Annotated in this window: 15 protein-coding genes, 1 tRNA gene and 1 pseudogene; 9 read left to right on the top strand and 8 right to left on the bottom strand. The window is 69.4% G+C overall.

The genetic code is table 11. The features are described 5' to 3' along the window. Positions 1-17: 17 nt before the first annotated feature. Together MOQ72_RS31660 and MOQ72_RS46005 are read left to right on the top strand one after the other, a co-directional pair. Positions 18-1613, top strand: coding sequence for a phytoene desaturase family protein (locus MOQ72_RS31660; RefSeq protein WP_242189418.1), 1596 nt, complete (start codon positions 18-20; stop codon positions 1611-1613). A gap of 228 nt (positions 1614-1841) precedes the next feature. After that, positions 1842-2000, top strand: a pseudogene (locus MOQ72_RS46005) (transposase); the annotation flags it as partial. Positions 2001-2019: 19 nt separating this feature from the next. Here the strand turns inward: MOQ72_RS46005 and MOQ72_RS31650 are convergent. Next, the gene (locus tag MOQ72_RS31650; RefSeq protein WP_242189454.1) at positions 2020-2850 is read right to left on the bottom strand and encodes a MerR family transcriptional regulator; all 831 of its coding nucleotides are present in this window, start codon (positions 2848-2850) and stop codon (positions 2020-2022) included. A 143-nt stretch (positions 2851-2993) separates the two neighbouring features. Between MOQ72_RS31650 and MOQ72_RS31645 the strand changes: the two genes are divergently transcribed. Next, positions 2994-3380 (top strand): nuclear transport factor 2 family protein, encoded by a 387-nt coding sequence (locus MOQ72_RS31645; RefSeq protein WP_242189417.1) that lies wholly within the window; start codon positions 2994-2996, stop codon positions 3378-3380. A 186-nt stretch (positions 3381-3566) separates the two neighbouring features. Here the strand turns inward: MOQ72_RS31645 and MOQ72_RS31640 are convergent. Together MOQ72_RS31640 and MOQ72_RS31635 are read right to left on the bottom strand one after the other, a co-directional pair. Beyond that, positions 3567-3640: transfer RNA gene (locus MOQ72_RS31640), tRNA-Pro, on the bottom strand. 51 nt (positions 3641-3691) lie between these two features. Continuing rightward, positions 3692-4654 (bottom strand): metallophosphoesterase, encoded by a 963-nt coding sequence (locus tag MOQ72_RS31635; RefSeq protein ID WP_242189416.1) that lies wholly within the window; start codon positions 4652-4654, stop codon positions 3692-3694. Positions 4655-4723: 69 nt separating this feature from the next. Here MOQ72_RS31635 and MOQ72_RS31630 point away from each other — a divergent pair, with 69 nt between their 5' ends. Further along, positions 4724-5194, top strand: coding sequence for a GatB/YqeY domain-containing protein (locus MOQ72_RS31630; protein ID WP_242189415.1), 471 nt, complete (start codon positions 4724-4726; stop codon positions 5192-5194). 85 nt (positions 5195-5279) lie between these two features. On the opposite strand, the gene MOQ72_RS31625 is transcribed toward MOQ72_RS31630, so the two are convergent. Then, positions 5280-6056: a siderophore-interacting protein gene (locus MOQ72_RS31625; RefSeq protein WP_242189453.1), complete on the bottom strand. Its 777-nt coding sequence runs from the start codon at positions 6054-6056 to the stop codon at positions 5280-5282. A gap of 113 nt (positions 6057-6169) precedes the next feature. Further along, the gene (locus MOQ72_RS31620; RefSeq protein WP_242189414.1) at positions 6170-8572 is read right to left on the bottom strand and encodes a transglycosylase domain-containing protein; all 2403 of its coding nucleotides are present in this window, start codon (positions 8570-8572) and stop codon (positions 6170-6172) included. A gap of 246 nt (positions 8573-8818) precedes the next feature. Here MOQ72_RS31620 and MOQ72_RS31615 point away from each other — a divergent pair, with 246 nt between their 5' ends. Continuing rightward, entirely contained in the window at positions 8819-9121 is a 303-nt protein-coding gene (locus tag MOQ72_RS31615; RefSeq protein ID WP_242189413.1) for a WhiB family transcriptional regulator, read from the top strand. Between the two features lie 57 nt (positions 9122-9178). On the opposite strand, the gene bagB is transcribed toward MOQ72_RS31615, so the two are convergent. Both bagB and bagA read right to left on the bottom strand, forming a co-directional pair. Further along, a complete protein-coding gene (gene bagB / locus MOQ72_RS31610; RefSeq protein WP_242189412.1) occupies positions 9179-10318 on the bottom strand; it encodes an ATPase BagB in 1140 nt (379 codons plus the stop codon). Then, positions 10315-11316 (bottom strand): ATPase BagA, encoded by a 1002-nt coding sequence (gene bagA / locus MOQ72_RS31605; RefSeq protein WP_242189411.1) that lies wholly within the window; start codon positions 11314-11316, stop codon positions 10315-10317. Before bagA ends, bagB begins: the two co-directional genes overlap by 4 nt. A 305-nt stretch (positions 11317-11621) precedes the next feature. Here bagA and sp36 point away from each other — a divergent pair, with 305 nt between their 5' ends. The 4 genes from sp36 to MOQ72_RS44755 all read left to right on the top strand — a co-directional run bounded on the left by sp36 (position 11622) and on the right by MOQ72_RS44755 (position 14411). Continuing rightward, the gene (gene sp36, locus MOQ72_RS31600) at positions 11622-11780 is read left to right on the top strand and encodes a Sp36 family protein (protein ID WP_242189410.1); all 159 of its coding nucleotides are present in this window, start codon (positions 11622-11624) and stop codon (positions 11778-11780) included. Position 11781: 1 nt separating this feature from the next. Further along, positions 11782-12240, top strand: coding sequence for a RidA family protein (locus MOQ72_RS31595; RefSeq protein WP_242189409.1), 459 nt, complete (start codon positions 11782-11784; stop codon positions 12238-12240). A gap of 443 nt (positions 12241-12683) precedes the next feature. After that, positions 12684-13295 carry a hypothetical protein gene (locus tag MOQ72_RS31590; RefSeq protein WP_242189408.1) on the top strand — a complete coding sequence of 204 codons (612 nt, stop codon included), beginning with the start codon at positions 12684-12686 and terminating at the stop codon, positions 13293-13295. 30 nt (positions 13296-13325) lie between these two features. Further along, on the top strand, positions 13326-14411 hold the full coding sequence (locus MOQ72_RS44755) for a hypothetical protein (RefSeq protein WP_308198004.1): 1086 nt from the start codon (positions 13326-13328) through the stop codon (positions 14409-14411). 33 nt (positions 14412-14444) lie between these two features. On the opposite strand, the gene MOQ72_RS31580 is transcribed toward MOQ72_RS44755, so the two are convergent. Then, positions 14445-15335: a Gfo/Idh/MocA family protein gene (locus MOQ72_RS31580; RefSeq protein WP_242189407.1), complete on the bottom strand. Its 891-nt coding sequence runs from the start codon at positions 15333-15335 to the stop codon at positions 14445-14447. Between the last annotated feature and the right edge of the window lie 28 nt (positions 15336-15363).

Below are 15363 nucleotides of genomic sequence, written 5' to 3'. Positions count from 1 at the left end.
CTGCCACGGGAGGGGTCATGGCGGCAGAAGCCGACGCCATCGTCGTCGGATCGGGGATCAACGGTCTCGTGGCCGCGGCCGAGCTCGCCCGCGCGGGCTGGTCGGTGGTGGTGGTCGAGCGCAATCCGGAGATCGGCGGGTTCATCGCTACCGAGGAACGGACGCTGCCCGGTTACCGCCACGACACGTATTCGTCCTGGCATCCGCTGTTCGTCACAGGAGCGGCCTACGCGAGCCTCGGCGCGGCGCTGCACGAACACGGCTTGAGGTACCGCAACACCGACGGGTGGATCACAGCGAGCGTCGCCGATGACGGCCACGTCACGCTCGCCCACCGCGATCCGGAGCAGACCGCGGCTACTTTCGCCCACGCCGCCGACCGGTCCGCCTACCTCGCCATGCTCAACCGGCTTGCGGCGGACATGGCACCGATCGGTGGCCTGATGAGCAGCGAGGTCCGGTCGTGGGCGCTGCTTCGGCACGCGGTCGGACTGCTACGCACGGCTGGCCGCCGGGGTGCCGAACGTTGGCTGCGGGCGGCTGTCACCAGCGGTAGGGCCTACTGTCGCAGCGAGTTCCACGGTTCCGAAGTCGATCATCTGTGGACGCCGTGGCTGCTGCACGCCGGGCTGTCCCCGGACCACGCCTCCGGTGGCCTGATGGTGCCGCTGCTCGCCGGGACCCTGCACTCCGCGGGCCTGCCCGCGGTCGCGGGTGGGTCGGGCCTTTTCGCCACGGCGTTCCGTTCGCTGCTGGATTCGCTCGGTGTCCGGCTCGAAACCGACACCGAGGTGGAGCGGATCCTGGTCGACCGGGGCCGCGCCACCGGCGTCGTCGCGGATGGGCGCACCCTCCTGGCTCGGCGCGCGGTGCTGGCCTCGGTGACACCCACGGCGCTCTACGGCGACCTCCTGCCGCGCGACGCCGTGCCCCCGGAGCTGCACCAGCAGAGTATTCGGTTCCGCTATGGCAGGGGCGAGATGCAGGTGCACGTCGCCCTGTCCGAACCGCTGGAATGGCACGACAGCCGCCTGCGCGAAACCCCGCTCCTGCACCTCTCCGACGGGTCCGCCAGTACCGGAATCGCCTGCGCGGAAGCAGAAGCGGGTTTCCTGCCGCGGCGCCCGACCGTGGTCGTCGGACAACAGTACGTGCTCGATCCGAGCAGGGTGCCTGAGGGCGCGGCAGCGTTGTGGCTGCAGCTGCAGGAGGTCCCGTTCCAGCCGCTCGGCGACGCCGCGGGCGAGCTGGACACCGGGCAGGGCTGGACACCCGAGCTGGCGGAGTCCTTCAGCCATCGCGTGCTGGATCGGGTCGCCCGGCACGCGCCGGACGTGCACTCGAAGGTGCGCGCGGTCGACGTGGTGACGCCGCACGACCTGGCCGCCTACAACCCGAACGCCGTGCGCGGCGACCCTTACGGGGGCTCGGCGGAACTGGATCAGAACTACCTGTGGCGGCCGCTACCCGGCGCCGGGCGGCACGCCACGTGCGTACGCGGGTTGTGGCACATCGGCGCGTCCACGCACCCCGGCCCCGGTCTCGCCGGCGGCTCCGGTCACCTCGTCGCAACGGCACTAACCCGGCGGCGCATTCCCTCCCGTCGCGGTTAGGGCCGAAGAAGCGCTCAGCAAAGCTAGGCATAGAGAAAGGGCCTGGTCGGAACTTCTTGCGAAGCTCTGACCAGGCCCTTTCGCCTGTCGGGGTGGCGGGATTTGAACCCACGACCTCTTCGACCCGAACCGGGTTCGATCAGGCGGACTGATCCCCTGGGGGCACTCCAGGTGGCTTGCTAGTAGTGCTTTGCTAGGTGTGGATCTTGGTACGTGAGGATCTTGTGCTGCGCGATCCCTGATGCGGAACGGGACCGTCCGAAGTGGGTGATGGCGGTGGAAATGCTCAACGAACTGGGCGAATGGAGGCTCGCGCCGCCGGTGGTGGTCGCCGACGCTGGTTACGGCGACAACGCCCCTTTCCGGGCTGCGTTGGAGGATCGCGACCAGCGCGGTGTCCAGTGCTCTACGGGCGCTGTTCGGCAGGTTCGCCGCCCGTCGGAAAGATGGGCCAACCGATCTCGGTACGCCAGTGTCGAGCATCCGCCGTGTGATGCCGATTGACGGGATAGAACTCTCGAATCGGACCTGGGACCGACAGTGCATGACGTGCGACATAGGACGCCAGCGATCCGTATGCTCGGTCGATCCCGTCGTCCGGGCCGTCGTGCGCGATGACGGCGAGGTCGGCCGCTGGCAGTTCCATGTTGGTCACTCTGCCCATGGGCCGAAGGTCGGCTGTGATGGGGAGGAACACGGTCGCGGAGCCAGCGTCGTCCTCGAAGAGACCATCGCCGTAGATACCACCGGCAACGCCTGAGACGCCCAAACCCTGGGCCGAGGCAGTGGCGTAGAGCTCGCCCAATGCGCCCTGGAGCCACCTCCCAACATCAATCGAGGCGACCTCGTCGCTGATCGCTGCCACTCGCATCGGAGGCAGGTGGCGGTGCTCGATCGGCAGATCCGAAGCAGGATGATCGAGGAGGTCTCGCAGGGTCGCGACCGCAGCCTGTGTCTTGCCGAGCTCGTCTTCCATACGCCGTAGGTGTTGTCCGATGAGGGCATTGCGGGTCTTGAGATCGGTTGCCTGGAGCATGGCGCGGACATCGTCAACAGGCATCCCCAGATCACGGAAGCGGCGAATGACCTGGGCGGTGGTGATCTGCGCGATGTCGTAGCGGCGGTAGCCCGAGTTCGGGTCGACTTCGGCCGGTATCAGTAGCCCTGCGTCGTGGTAGTACCGCAGGGTCTTGACGCTGAGGTGCGTGGCGCGAGCGAAATCACCGATCGAAAGCATGGTCACTTCTTCAGTCTGAAGTCTCCCCTGACTGGAGAGTCCACGGCCCGGTCGGGGTTGAGCCTCCCGCCGGGGGAGGCAACAGCATCGCAGGTGATGACTCAATGAGTCAGATACGCCACCGTTGCGAGAGGAGAAACCACATGAAGACCATCACGCTTGCCGAGGCGCCCCAGGTCGTGCGCGACCACCTCAAGGCCATTAATGCTCTCGACCTTGACGCCATCGTCGCTGTGTTCCCCGACGACGCCTACGTCAACGACAACTCACGAGAGATCCGCGGAAAGGAGGCTGTCCGGGCGTTCTTCGCCAAGGAGTTCGTCGGCGACTCCGTCAGCATCGAGCCGGTCGAGGTGATCGAGCACTACGGCGACGTCATCATCCGTGGCCGCTACGACGGCACCTACGACAAGACCAATCTGCCCGAGGTACTGATCATGAGCAACTACCTGACCATCCGCGATGACCAGATCGTCGCCGAGGCAATCATCTTCAACCAGCCCTCGCCGTACAACGAGTCCGCTGACTGACTCCGCGACCGACCGTCCGGCTCTTCGGTAGCCGTCCTGAACGAGCTCTCGCGGGCGCGGCCAGGGTGCGACCAAGGGAGATGATTCCAAGATCTTCTTCCCAAATTCTCCCAAGACGGGGTTCGCGCATGAAGAAAGGGCCTGGTCGGAACTTCTTGCGAAGCTCTGACCAGGCCCTTTCGCCTGTCGGGGTGGCGGGATTTGAACCCACGACCTCTTCGACCCGAACGAAGCGCGCTCCCAAGCTGCGCCACACCCCGATCTTCCAGCGGTGAACATCTCGGGTGCTCGTCCAACCGCCGGATCACAGTCTAGCGGACGCCCTCCCCTGCTCCGTACGGGGTCCTCGTCGAGCAGTTCTCGCTGGTAGCCATGGGCTTTTCGGAGCGCGGCAAGAGGGTCAGCAGGGTGGCCTCGGGCGGGCAGGCGAACCGCACCGGCGCGAACGGGGAAGTCCCCAGCCCGGCCGAGACGTGCAGGTGCAGGTGCTCGCCCCAGGTGGACGCGCCACGGGCCCGCGATCGGTCCAACTCGCAGTTGGTCACCAGCGCGCCGTATCCGGGCAGTCGCAGCTGCCCGCCGTGGGTGTGCCCGGCCAGCACCAGGTCGTAGCCGTCCTCGGCGAACGCGTCCAGCACGCGGGGCTCGGGGGAGTGCGTCACGCCCAGGCGCAGCTCGACGTCGGCCGGTGCGGGTCCGGCGATCAGGTCGTAGCGGTCCAGGTGCAGGTGCGGATCATCGAGCCCGGCCAGGTGGATCCGCATCCCGGCGACCTCGATCTCGTGCCGCCGGTGCGTGGCGTCCAGCCAGCCGCGTTCGGTCATCGCCGCCCGCAGATCCCGCCACGGCAACGGTTGTCCGTGGATCCGCTTGGCCTTCTTCGACGGCACCAGGTAGCGGGCCGGGTTCTTCGCGGTCGGCCCGTAGTAGTCGTTGCTGCCGAAGACGAACGCGCCGGGCCGGTCCAGCAGCGGACCCATCGCGCGCAGCGCCGCGGGCACGGCCTGCGGGTGCGCGAGGTTGTCGCCGGTGTTGATCACCAGGTCCGGCTCCAGTTCGGCGAGCCGGGCCACCCACCGCTGCTTGGACCGCTGGTTCGGGGTCATGTGCAGGTCGGAGATGTGCAGGACCCGCAGCGGGGCGGCGTGCTCGGCGAGCACCGGCAAGGTCGCCTGCCGCAGCGTCCAGCGGCGCCGTTCGATGGCGGCCGAGTAGGTGACCGTCGCGGCGCCGAGAGCGCCCGCGCTGAGCAGAATCCGCCCGAATTTGTTCACCCCACCAACCCTACGACGAGTCGCGGCCCAGCGACTCGGCGCGTCCGCCCGCAGCGCGATAATCAGCACATGGCCGAGCTGAAGGACAAGCTGCGGGCGGACCTGTCCGCCGCGATGAAGCAACGCGACACCGTCGTCACCGGGGTACTGCGGATGGCGCTGGCCGCCGTCACCAAGGAGGAGGTCGCCGGTAAGCAGGCGCGCGAGCTCACCGAGGAGGAGGTGCAGCGCGTACTGAACAAGGAGGCCAAGAAACGCGACGAAGCGGCCGAGGCGTTCCGCGGCGCCGGGCGCACCGAGCAGGCCGAGGCCGAGCTCGGCGAGGCGGAGATCCTGCGGCGCTACCTGCCCAAGCCGCTCGGCGACGACGAGCTGGCGCAGCTCGTCAAGGACGCCGTCGCAGAGGTCGAGGGCGAGCTGGGCGAGCGGCCGGGGATGAAGCAGATGGGGCAGGTCATGAAGGCCGCCAACGCAAAGGTGGCGGGCCGGGCCGAAGGCGGCAAGGTCGCCGCCCTCGTCAAAGCCGAACTCGCCAGCTGACGCCCGAGCCACGCGGATCCCGATTTTCCCTGAATTCGGGAGTTCTCGGCGCGTCGTCCCGGCGTGTCACGCCCAACCTGAAGCGTCAGTCACCGGCGGCGTTGCGGCGCCAGTAGGCGAGCGCGTACAGCCGACGCCGGTCCAGGCCCAGCGCCCGCTGGCAGTGTTCGCGCAGCTGGTGGACCACATCGGCCTCCGCGCCGATCCACACGTGCGGGTTCGCGCCGAGGTCGGCTGACCGCAGCGCGTCCACCAGCAGCACGCTTTCGCCAGCCGGAACGCCGTCGCGGTGCAGCCAGTGCCAGGCCACTTCGGCGGCCGAGGTGATCGGCTGTTCCTCCGCGGCGTCGGCGACCTCGGCGAACACCTGCACGCTGGCCTCGGCGGGCAGCTCGGCCAGGATCGCCGCGATGGCGGGCAGCGCTGTCTCGTCGCCGATCAGCACGAGCGGATCGGCGTCCGGCTGCGGCTGGTACGCAGGGCTGGGGCCGACCGTGACGATCTGCTCGCCGGGTGCGGCTTTCGCCGCCCAGTTGCTGCCGGGTCCGTCGTGGTCGTGCACCACGAAGTCGATCGCCAGTTCCAGCCGCCGCGGGTCGAACCAGCGGATGGTGTAGGTGCGCTGGCGCGGCTGCTGCTCGCGGGGCAGCGCGAACACCTCGGCACGGGTCCGGCCCAACGGCATCGGCTGGCCGGGCTGCGGCAGGCACAGCTTGATCCGCTGGTCGCTGCCGTTGCTGACGAAGTCCGAGAGCTCGGGTCCGCCGAGCGTGACGCGCACCATCCGAGGCGTGATCCACTCGGTGCCCCGCACGTCCAGCAGCCGATATCGGGACCGCGCGCGCCGGATGCTCGCCTGCATGCTCGTCACGCACCGAGTCTAAAGAGCCGGTCACGGCCCCCGTCCCGGTGTGGAGGGAAAGCCGGAAAGCAGTGCGGGCGCCTTCGGTGGTCGAAGGCGCCCGCACTGGTCGGTCAGGGTGGGAATATCCCGGTTGGCAAGCCTGGTGGTGGTTCCGGTCGCTCCGGTGGTCGGCCGGGTGGTTGCTGCGGTGGACCGGGCGGTGGCTGCGCCGCCGACGGCGGCGGTACGTAGCCGGTGCTCACCGAGATCGTCACGACCTCACCCGGCAGCGCGAAGCCGCGCGGCGTCTGGCTGGTCACCGTGCCCTGCCTGCGCTCGCTGTTCACCGAGCGTTCCTGGACCTTGTAGCCCGCCTTCTGCAGCGTCTCGGTGGCCCGCTTGGCGTCCAGGCCGACGACGTTTGGCACCTGGAACTCGTCGCCGCCGGTCTCGTAGCGCTTCGTGCTCGCTGGCAGCGGCGCTACCGGCAGACCTTCGTGGATGACGTTCATCGCGTCGAAGAAGGTCCGCGCGGGCACCTTGCCGCCGTAGATGTTGCCGCCGTTGACCCCGCACAGCCGGGGTGGATCGGTATCGCAGATGCCCTGTGGCGAGGTGCCGTCGCTGAAGGTCAGCACGGCACCCGCGAACTGCGGGGTGGCGCCGATGAAGCCAGCCGACTGGTGCGCTTCGGTGGTGCCGGTCTTCGCGGCCAGCGGGCGGTTCCAGCCAGCCGCGCTGGCCGCCGCGGCGGCGGTGCCGCCCGGCAGGTCGTCCCGGCTCATCCCGACCGCCATCGCGTTCGCCAGGCCCGAGTCCACGGCCTGTTCGCACGGGTCCTCGGTGATCGACACCGGGTTGCCGTTGCGGTCCAGGATCTGCTCGATCGGCGTCGGCGGGCACCAAACGCCGCCGCTCATGATCGTGGCGGCGACGTTGCTGAGCTCCAGCGGACTAGTCGGCGAGTAGCCGAGGGTGAAGGCGCCGATGTTGCGCTGCTTGACCTGGTCGGCCTGGGACAGCCCGTTCGATCCGTTCGGCGCCAGCGGGTCACCGGACGCGGTGTTGTTGAGCAGCGTCTGGCGCATGCCCAGCCGCGCCGCCATGTCCACCGTCTGGGCCAGTCCGACGCGTTCCTGCAACGCGACGAACGCGGTGTTCGGCGAGGTGGCCAGCGCCATCTGCAGGGTGCGCGGGCCGGGTGCCACGCCTTCGGCGTTGCCGACGGTGTAAGGCGCCGTGCCGTTCTTGTACACCGCGGACGTGTAGGAACCGGGGGCTTGGATGGTGTTGTAGATGCCCATCCCGCGCTCCAGCGCCGCGGCCGAGGTGAACACCTTGTAGACCGATCCGGCACCGAACTTGACCACCCCGCTGGGCAGCGCGTAAGCGGTCTGCCCCTTCGCGGCGTCGATGCCGAAGTCGCGGTTGGCGACCAGGGCGCGGACCCGGTGCTTGTCCTGGCCGGGCTGCACCACGCTCATCACGTTGGCGATGCCCCTGGTCATCTTCGGCACGCCGCGTTCGGCCGCGGTCTTGGCCGCGTCGGTGGCGCGCTTGTCCATCGTGGTGCGGATGGTGTAGCCGCCGCTTTTGAGCTGCTCTTCGGTGAATCCGGCGCGTTCCAGGTAGTCGATCACGTACTTGCAGAAGAACCCGTCCGACGGTCCGGCACCGACGCAGCCGTTGGGGATGCCGCGCAGCGGCTGCGCCAAGCCGAGCGGCGCGTTGCGGGCCTCCTCGGCGGCCTCCGGGGTGATCCGGCGCTGTTCCTCCATCGCCTTGATCACCAGGTTGCGGCGGTTGAGCGCCTCGCCGGGGTTGCTCGCCGGGTTCAGCGAGCTCGGGCTGTTGACCATGCCCGCCAGCAGCGCGGCCTGCGCGATGGTCAGCTGGTCCGGCGTGGTGTCGAAGTAAGTGCGGGCCGCCGCCGCGATCCCGTACGCCTGGTTGCCGTAGGGCACCACGTTGAGGTAGCGGGTGAGGATCTCCTCCTTGCTGATCTGCTTCTCCACCTGCAACGCGATCCGGATCTCGCGCAGCTTGCGCGCCGGGGTCTGCTCGATGGCCTTGGCCTGCTTGACCGGGTCGTCGGCGGAGACCACGTGCACCAGGTAGTTCTTCACGTACTGCTGGGTGAGCGTGGAACCGCCCTGCGCGATCTCGCCGGACACCTGGTTTGTCACGGCGGCCCGGACGGTGCCCGCCCAGTCCACGCCGTGGTGGTCGAAGAACCGGCGGTCCTCGATCGCCACGATCGCCGCTTTCATGGTGTCGGCGATCTGGTCCGGCGCGGCCGGAGTTCTGTTCTGGTCGAACAGGTACGCGATCGGCCGCCCGTCCTTGTCTGTGACCGTCGTCACAAGTGGCGGTTCTTTGGTCATCAGGTCGGTCGAGATGCTGTTCACCGCATCGCTGGCGCGGTTGGAGACCACTCCGAGTGATCCCGCCACCGGGAACAACAACCCGGCCACCAGTACGCCAGCCAGCACACACAGGCCGAAAAGCTTCAGCAAGCCGTCTCGGACACGCACTTCGCCAGGGTAAGTCCAGGCCGGTTCGTAACAGAGTGTCACGGCCAAGATCCGCCCGATGTGATGAGCCCGAAAGATAACGGAGCGACAACCGTTGGTTGGTTGTGGAACCGGTGGGCTCTACAGTCCGTCTACGTCCAGCGACAGCACTGTTGTGGTCGAAGTTGCAGAGCACAACATCCGGTGCCGGGGGGCTCCGGACGAAATACAGTCGCCGACGATCCAGTGAGGAGCTGGGGGAACTCTATGTTCGAGCAGGGGGACTGGCGGGTTAATGCCGCATGTCGTGACCAGAATCCGGACCAATTGTTCGTTCGGGGTGCCGAGCAGCGCAAGGTGCGAATGGTTTGCTTCGGCTGCCCGGTCCGCACCGAGTGCCTCAGCGAGGCGCTCGACAACAAGATCGAATTCGGTGTGTGGGGCGGAATGACGGAGCGGGAGCGGCGGGCGTTGTTGCGCCGTCGGCCCGACGTCCGCAACTGGCGGGAATTGCTGGAAGCCGCCCGGCAGGATTATGCCGACGATTTCACCGAGTACCAGGTGAGTTAGTCCATTCGGAGTCGGGCCGGGCAATTCGTCCCCGCGAATTGCCCGGCCCGACACCTGTTATTCACCGGCCAACCGTCGGCCGATCTCCCGCAGCCCGTCCAGGTCGTGCACATCCGCGGGCAGCGCCGGAACGCCGACCAGCGAAACCTCTGGGTGCGCGCGGGTGAACCGGGCCAGCAGCCGCTTCTCGCGCTCCGCCACCGCGACGCGGTCGGCGTGCACCCGCAGCACCGCCGCCGCCAGCGGCGCGGACCCGGCCATCTCGATCTCCTCGGCGGCCGAGGCCGCGCGGGGCCCGGCGAGCCCGGCGAAGACCGGGTGGGTGCGGTTGGCCACCAGGCCGACCAGCGGCATCTGCTCCCCGGCCAGCCGCTCCACGAAGTAGGTGGCCTCCCGCAGCGCGTCCGGCTCCGGCGCGGCGATCACCAGGAACGCCGTGCCGGGGGAGCGCAGCAGCCGGTAGGTGTGTTCGGCCCGCTCGCGGAACCCGCCGAAGGTCGAGTCGAATGCCTGCACGAACGCGGCGGCGTCGGCGAGCAGTTGGCCGCCGATGATGGTGGACACCGCCTTGGCGAACATCCCGAATCCGGCCCCGACGAGCTTGCGCAGCCCCTTGCCGCCGACCCGCGCCGGACTGGACAGCATCTTGATCAACCGCCCGTCCAGCACGGTGGACAACCGCTGCGGCGCGTCCAGGAAGTCCAGTGCCGACCGGCTCGGCGGGGTGTCCACCACGATCAGGTCCCACGAGCCGGAGGCGGACAGCTGGCCGAGCTTCTCCATCGCCATGTACTCCTGCGTGCCGGAGAACGACGTGGAGATCGTCTGGTAGAAGGGGTTGTTCAGGATCTGCTCGGCGCGGTCCCGACCGGCGTGCGCGAGCACCATGTCGTCGAAGGTGCGGCGCATGTCCAGCATCATCGCGTTGAGATCACCGGCCGGTTCGAAACCGTCGAGCACCACCTGCTTCGGCTGGTTGCCGAGTTCCCGCAGACCCAGGGCCTGGGCGAGCCGCTTGGCCGGGTCGATGGTGAGCACCACGGTCTTGCGACCGCGTTCCGCCGCGCGCACCGCGAGGGCCGCCGCGGTGGTCGTCTTGCCGACGCCGCCGGAGCCGCAGCAGACCACGATGCGCGTGTTCGGGTCGTCCAACAACGCGTCGATGTCGACCTGCGCGGGTCGCAGCGGTTCGCTCATCGGGGGCTCCGGATGCCGTGTTCGGTGAGTATCTCGGCGAGTTCGTAGAGCTCGGCGACGTCGATACCGGCGGTGAGGTCGGGCAGCGAGACGCTCGGCAGATCCGTGGCGGCCAGCTGTCGGCGCGCTTCGTCCTCGGCGCGGGCTCGGATGGCGTGCTCGATCGTCTCGTGCACCAGTCCGTCCAGGGTTTCCTCGTCGACGTGCACTCCGGCAGCGGCCAGGCCGGTGCGCACCCGCGCCGCGTCGACCCGGCCGTCCGAGGCGGCGGCGACCGAGCGGGGCGGCAGGCGGTTGGGGCGGACCCGGTTGAACATCACCCCGCCCGGCCGCAGGTCGGCGGCGTCGAGTTCGGCGACGGTTTCCAGGGTCTCCCGCACCGGCAGCTCCTCCAGCAACGTCACCAGGTGCACGACGGTGTCGCTGGAATGCACCAGGCGGACCACCCCGTCGCTGTGCTCCCGGATCGGCCCGACCTTGGCCAGGTCGGCCATCGCGCGGGTGACGTCCAGGAATTTCACCACCCGGCCGGTGGGCGGCGCGTCGACCACCACCGCGTCGTAGACGTGGCGGCCGCGCTCGTCGGTGCGGCCGACGCATTCTTTGATCTTCCCGGTGAACAGCACGTCGCGCAGACCTGGCGCGAGCGTGGTGGCGAACTCGATAGCGCCCATCTTGCGCAGCGTGCGACCGGCGAAACCGAGGTTGTAGAACATCGACAGGTACTCCAGCAGCGCTGGCTCGGCGTCGATGGCCAGCGCGCGGACCTCGCCGCCGCCGGGTGCCGCCGCGATCCACTCCTCGGCGTAGGGCAGCGGGGCGGTGTCGAAGAGCTGAGCGATGCCCTGCCGTCCCTCGACCTCGATCAACAGCACCTTGTGACCACCGGTGGCCAGGGCGAGGGCCAGCGCGGCGGCGACGGTGGTCTTGCCGGTGCCACCTTTGCCGCTGACCACGTGCAGTCGGGCCTGATTCAGTTCCCCGTCCCAGTCGGTCACACGATCAGCGTAAGTGGCGCCTTCCGCGAATGTCTGCTGACCGCGACCTAGCCAGCCCCAAGCACCCGCCACGAGCCCAGGCACCGCCACGCAACCCATGAGCCCAGTGCGAGGCGCGCGGAGCTCAACGGAGTGTCGTCAGGCAAGCGGCGTAGCCGCTTTCGGCGGGTGATCCGCCGCCGCGACGAGCAGCTGAAGCCCGGCAGAGCCGCCGCAGGCGCTTAGCCCACCCTCGCAACTTGCACCGGCTACTCGCACCGCCACGCAAAGCAACCCCCACGCCCCCCTCTAATAAGCTGCGCGGCATGGAGAAGTGGGAGTATGCGACCGTTCCGCTCTTGATCCACGCCACCAAGCAGATCCTCGACCAGTGGGGCGAGGACGGTTGGGAGCTGGTCACCGTGCTGCCCGGTCCGACCGGTGAGCAGATGGTGGCCTACTTGAAGCGGCCGAAGGGGGCCTGACATGGGCCGGTGGACGGATCGACTCGCCGAACTCGGCGTTCCGCTGCCCGACGTGGTGGCCCCGGTCGCGGCGTACGTGCCCGCGGTGCGCACCGGTTCGCTGGTCTACACCGCCGGTCAGGTGCCGATGGTGGCCGGTGCGGTGGCGGCGACCGGCAAGGTCGGCGCGGAGATCAGCCCGGCGGAAGCCAAGGAGCACGCCCGGATCTGCGCGCTCAACGCGCTCGCCGCGGTGGACGCGCTGGTCGGGCTGGACTCGGTGGTCCGGATCGTCAAGGTCGTCGGGTTCGTGGCCTCGGCGGAGGGCTTCACCGGGCAGCCCGCAGTGGTCAACGGCGCGTCGGAACTGCTCGGCGAGATCTTCGGGGAAGCCGGTCAGCACGCCCGTTCCGCGGTGGGCGTGGCGGAACTGCCGCTGGGCGTCCCGGTCGAGGTCGAACTGATCGTCGAGGTCGAATAGCAGCGGGTGCCAAACCAGAGTTTTTGATCTTGTTTTGCGTCCTCGGCCCGCCTGCTGCGCTGTTTTGAACTCCGTGCGCATTGGTTCGGCCAGGGCGTTGAGTCCGCTTTGACCCTTGTGCGGCGTCGTCCGGTTCCGGGCGGCGCCGCGTCTAGTTCGGGGCAGGGTCGGTCGTTGCCGGATACCGCGATCGCGTTTCTGGTGGCTGGGCCGCGAAGGATTTCCCGCGCCCAGTACGCTGCGATCATCCCTTGCTTGAGTTCGTCAGATCCGGCTAACCCAAATAGGGGAAGATCGATTCCAGAGTGTTGCGAAAAGAACGTTCAAGGGCTTGATTGATCAGGTCTACGCGGCCAGAGTTCACCTGGACGGGTGCAGCTTAAAGCCGGGGGGCGGCGGGCAACACCCGCATCGACGTAGTACCGAGGCTGGGAGGGGCCGACGTGGCGGCGCGTGAAACCGACCTGGTGTGTCACGAATTACTGCTTCGACTCGCTGGTCGGTTGCCCGACCGGCACCTGTGGCGCTACCGCGACTGGCTGGCCGGGGAGGCCGCTGACGTGGTCGCCAGGCTGCTGCCGGGCACGCTCGTCCGAGAGCGCATCGGGCTCGACGACACCGAACACCGGCTGCTCTCCAACGCACTGCTGCCGCGGGGTGCCGACCCCGCGATGGTCAACGCCGTCCTGCCCGAGGATCCTGGCACCGCGCCGCAGTACGTGTTCAGCACCGAAGGACCGGCGAACACCGGTAGCGACTCCGGGGCGCTGGTGCTCGGTGCCACGCTGCGCGGTCGGTCGGGGGTCCGCGAGGTGCGCAGCAGTTGGCGCCGCAGCGAGGCCAGCACACCGAAGCGGGTCGTGCTGGTGACCGCCTCGGCCGACGTCGTCAGCCTCACCGGGGAGATCCAGCGCGTCCTGCGGGCGCTCGGCGAACCCGATCCCTGCGTCGAAGTGCTCCCGTCCGACCTGGAACCGACCGCGTACCACCGCGCCGCGCTCGCCGAGTCGGTGCTGGTGTGCACTGGAGCTGAAGAACTTGTCGGCCGCCGCTGATCGGCGGCGGACATCCTGAAGGAGGCGTGCGTGGTGGACGTGGCTGAGGGCGCCGGACCAGTGGACCGGCTGCACAACCTCTTGCTGGCCATGACCGGACGGGTGGACGACGACGGGATCGACGCCGCCCGCGAACTGCTCGGCATCGGCCAACCGGACGCGGCGGCCGAGTTCCTCACCGGCTGCCTGCTGGCGGGCCGGATCCCGGTGTCCTCGACCGAGCAGTACCACCTCCGCCGCGTGCTCGACGAGACCCGGTCGATGCACAACCTGGCGGACCGGCTGGAGGTCGTGGACGCGGTGCCGCCCGAGGAGCACCGGTTCGGCGAGCCGACCGAGGCCGACGACGATCTGCTAGCGGCGCTGGACTCGATCACCGGACGGCTCCAGGGAGTGCGCGGCCTGTGGTGCGCCTCGCGGACCACCCCGGCCGGGGCCAGCTACGGAGCTGTGCCGCAGCGCATCCTGCTCGCCGAGGTCGGTTCGGACGGCTCCACCCCGGCGGTGGCCTACCAGCTGATCGAGGCCCTGCGGCGCGCGGGCGTCAACTGCTCGGTCGAGGTCTTCGACAGCGGCGCGGAGCTGCCCGAATACCACCGGGACGCGCTCGCTTCCGCACACCGGGTGCACCTCGACGTGTCCGACCAGCCGAGCGCGCCACCGCTGCCCGAGCGGCGGCGCAGCGCACCGGCCGAGGACGCGCAGCGTCCGGCGGCGCGGGAGGAGGCGCGGACCGCGACGCGGGCGGAGCCGAAGCGGCCTGCCGAGGAGCCGCGTCGGGAGCGCCCGGCGGCGGAGGCTCCGGCGGAGCCGGAGCGGTCGATCCCGCAACCGGCGCAGCCGGTGGCGCAAGCCGCCGCGACGGAGGCGAGCAGCATGCGAGTGCCGCCAGCGGTGGATGCGAAGCTGACCGACCGCGAGCGCAACCTGCTGCGCAAGCTGCACGAAGAACTCGCGCAGCGCGAGCAGGACCGTTCCGGGCCACGGCGGCAGAGCGGGGCGAACGGCGAGGACGGCTGGACGTCGACCATGCCCGGCGGCACCGGCGGATTTCCACCGATCGGCGCGGCCCCGACCAACAACCAGGCGTACACCCCGCAACAACAGCGCTCCTGACGTCAGCAGCGCCACCCTTACGCATCGCGGAAGCTAGCCCCGCGTTGCCTGCTGGACGTCGGCGAGGACCTGTTGCAGATGCAGGCCACGACGCACGTCGCAGGGATGCTCGGTGCGTCCGTCTCGGATCATCGCGATGAGGTCGTCGAGCATGCGCGCGTAGCACTCGCGCGCCGCCGTCCGGCGACCGACAAGCGGGGCATGCCCGTGCTCGCCACAGGCCGCGAAGTCGACCACCGACGGCTGCACCGGCACGCGCAGCGACAGCGTCAGGGTGCTCGTCGCGCCGCCAGCGTGGCCGAACACGATCTGCCAGAGGTCGTCGCCGCTGCGGTGCGCGTGGTGCACCTCCTCGATCTTGCCGAGGGCCGCGTCGAGCAGGTCGATCGCATGCGGGCCCGCGTCGATCAGCGCGCCTTCCCGCTGTCGCCACTCCGACTCGGCGTAATCGCCTGCCAGCAGGCCGCCTGCCAGCCACCGCCCGGTGCCGCCCTGCCAGCCGCCGAGCTCCCGCAAGCCCGCCAGCCAGTCCCGGACCTCCGGCGCGAATCGGCGCGTGAGCATCAGCAGGGCCGCCACCCCGGCACCGTCCACGGCCTGCACGACCTCGCGCGCACCAGCCGGATCCGCGGCCAGCGGCTTTTCCAGGACGAGGTGCTTGCCCGCTCGGGCCGCCTGCGCTGCGAGCTCGGCCTGCACCGCCGGGGGCACCGCGAACGCCACCGCGTCAACGGATTCGAGCAGGTCGTCGAAGCCGTCGGCGACAGCGGCGTCATACGGCTCGGCGAAGGTCTTGGCCGCATCCGGCCGTCGCGCCCACACCGTCGCCAACCGCGTTGCTGGATGTGCGTACAGCCCTGGGCCGTGCACCCGGTGAGCCCAGGTACCGGCTCCGACCACGCCGACCCGAAGTGCTTCGTCCATGCCGCCATCGTGCCGTTGCCCCACCGCG

It is taken from the genome of Saccharopolyspora soli, assembly GCF_022678645.1.
Lineage (GTDB): Bacteria > Actinomycetota > Actinomycetes > Mycobacteriales > Pseudonocardiaceae > Saccharopolyspora > Saccharopolyspora soli.
The sequence above is the reverse complement of the archived record's forward strand: the minus strand, read 5'-3'. Positions and strand labels throughout refer to the sequence as shown.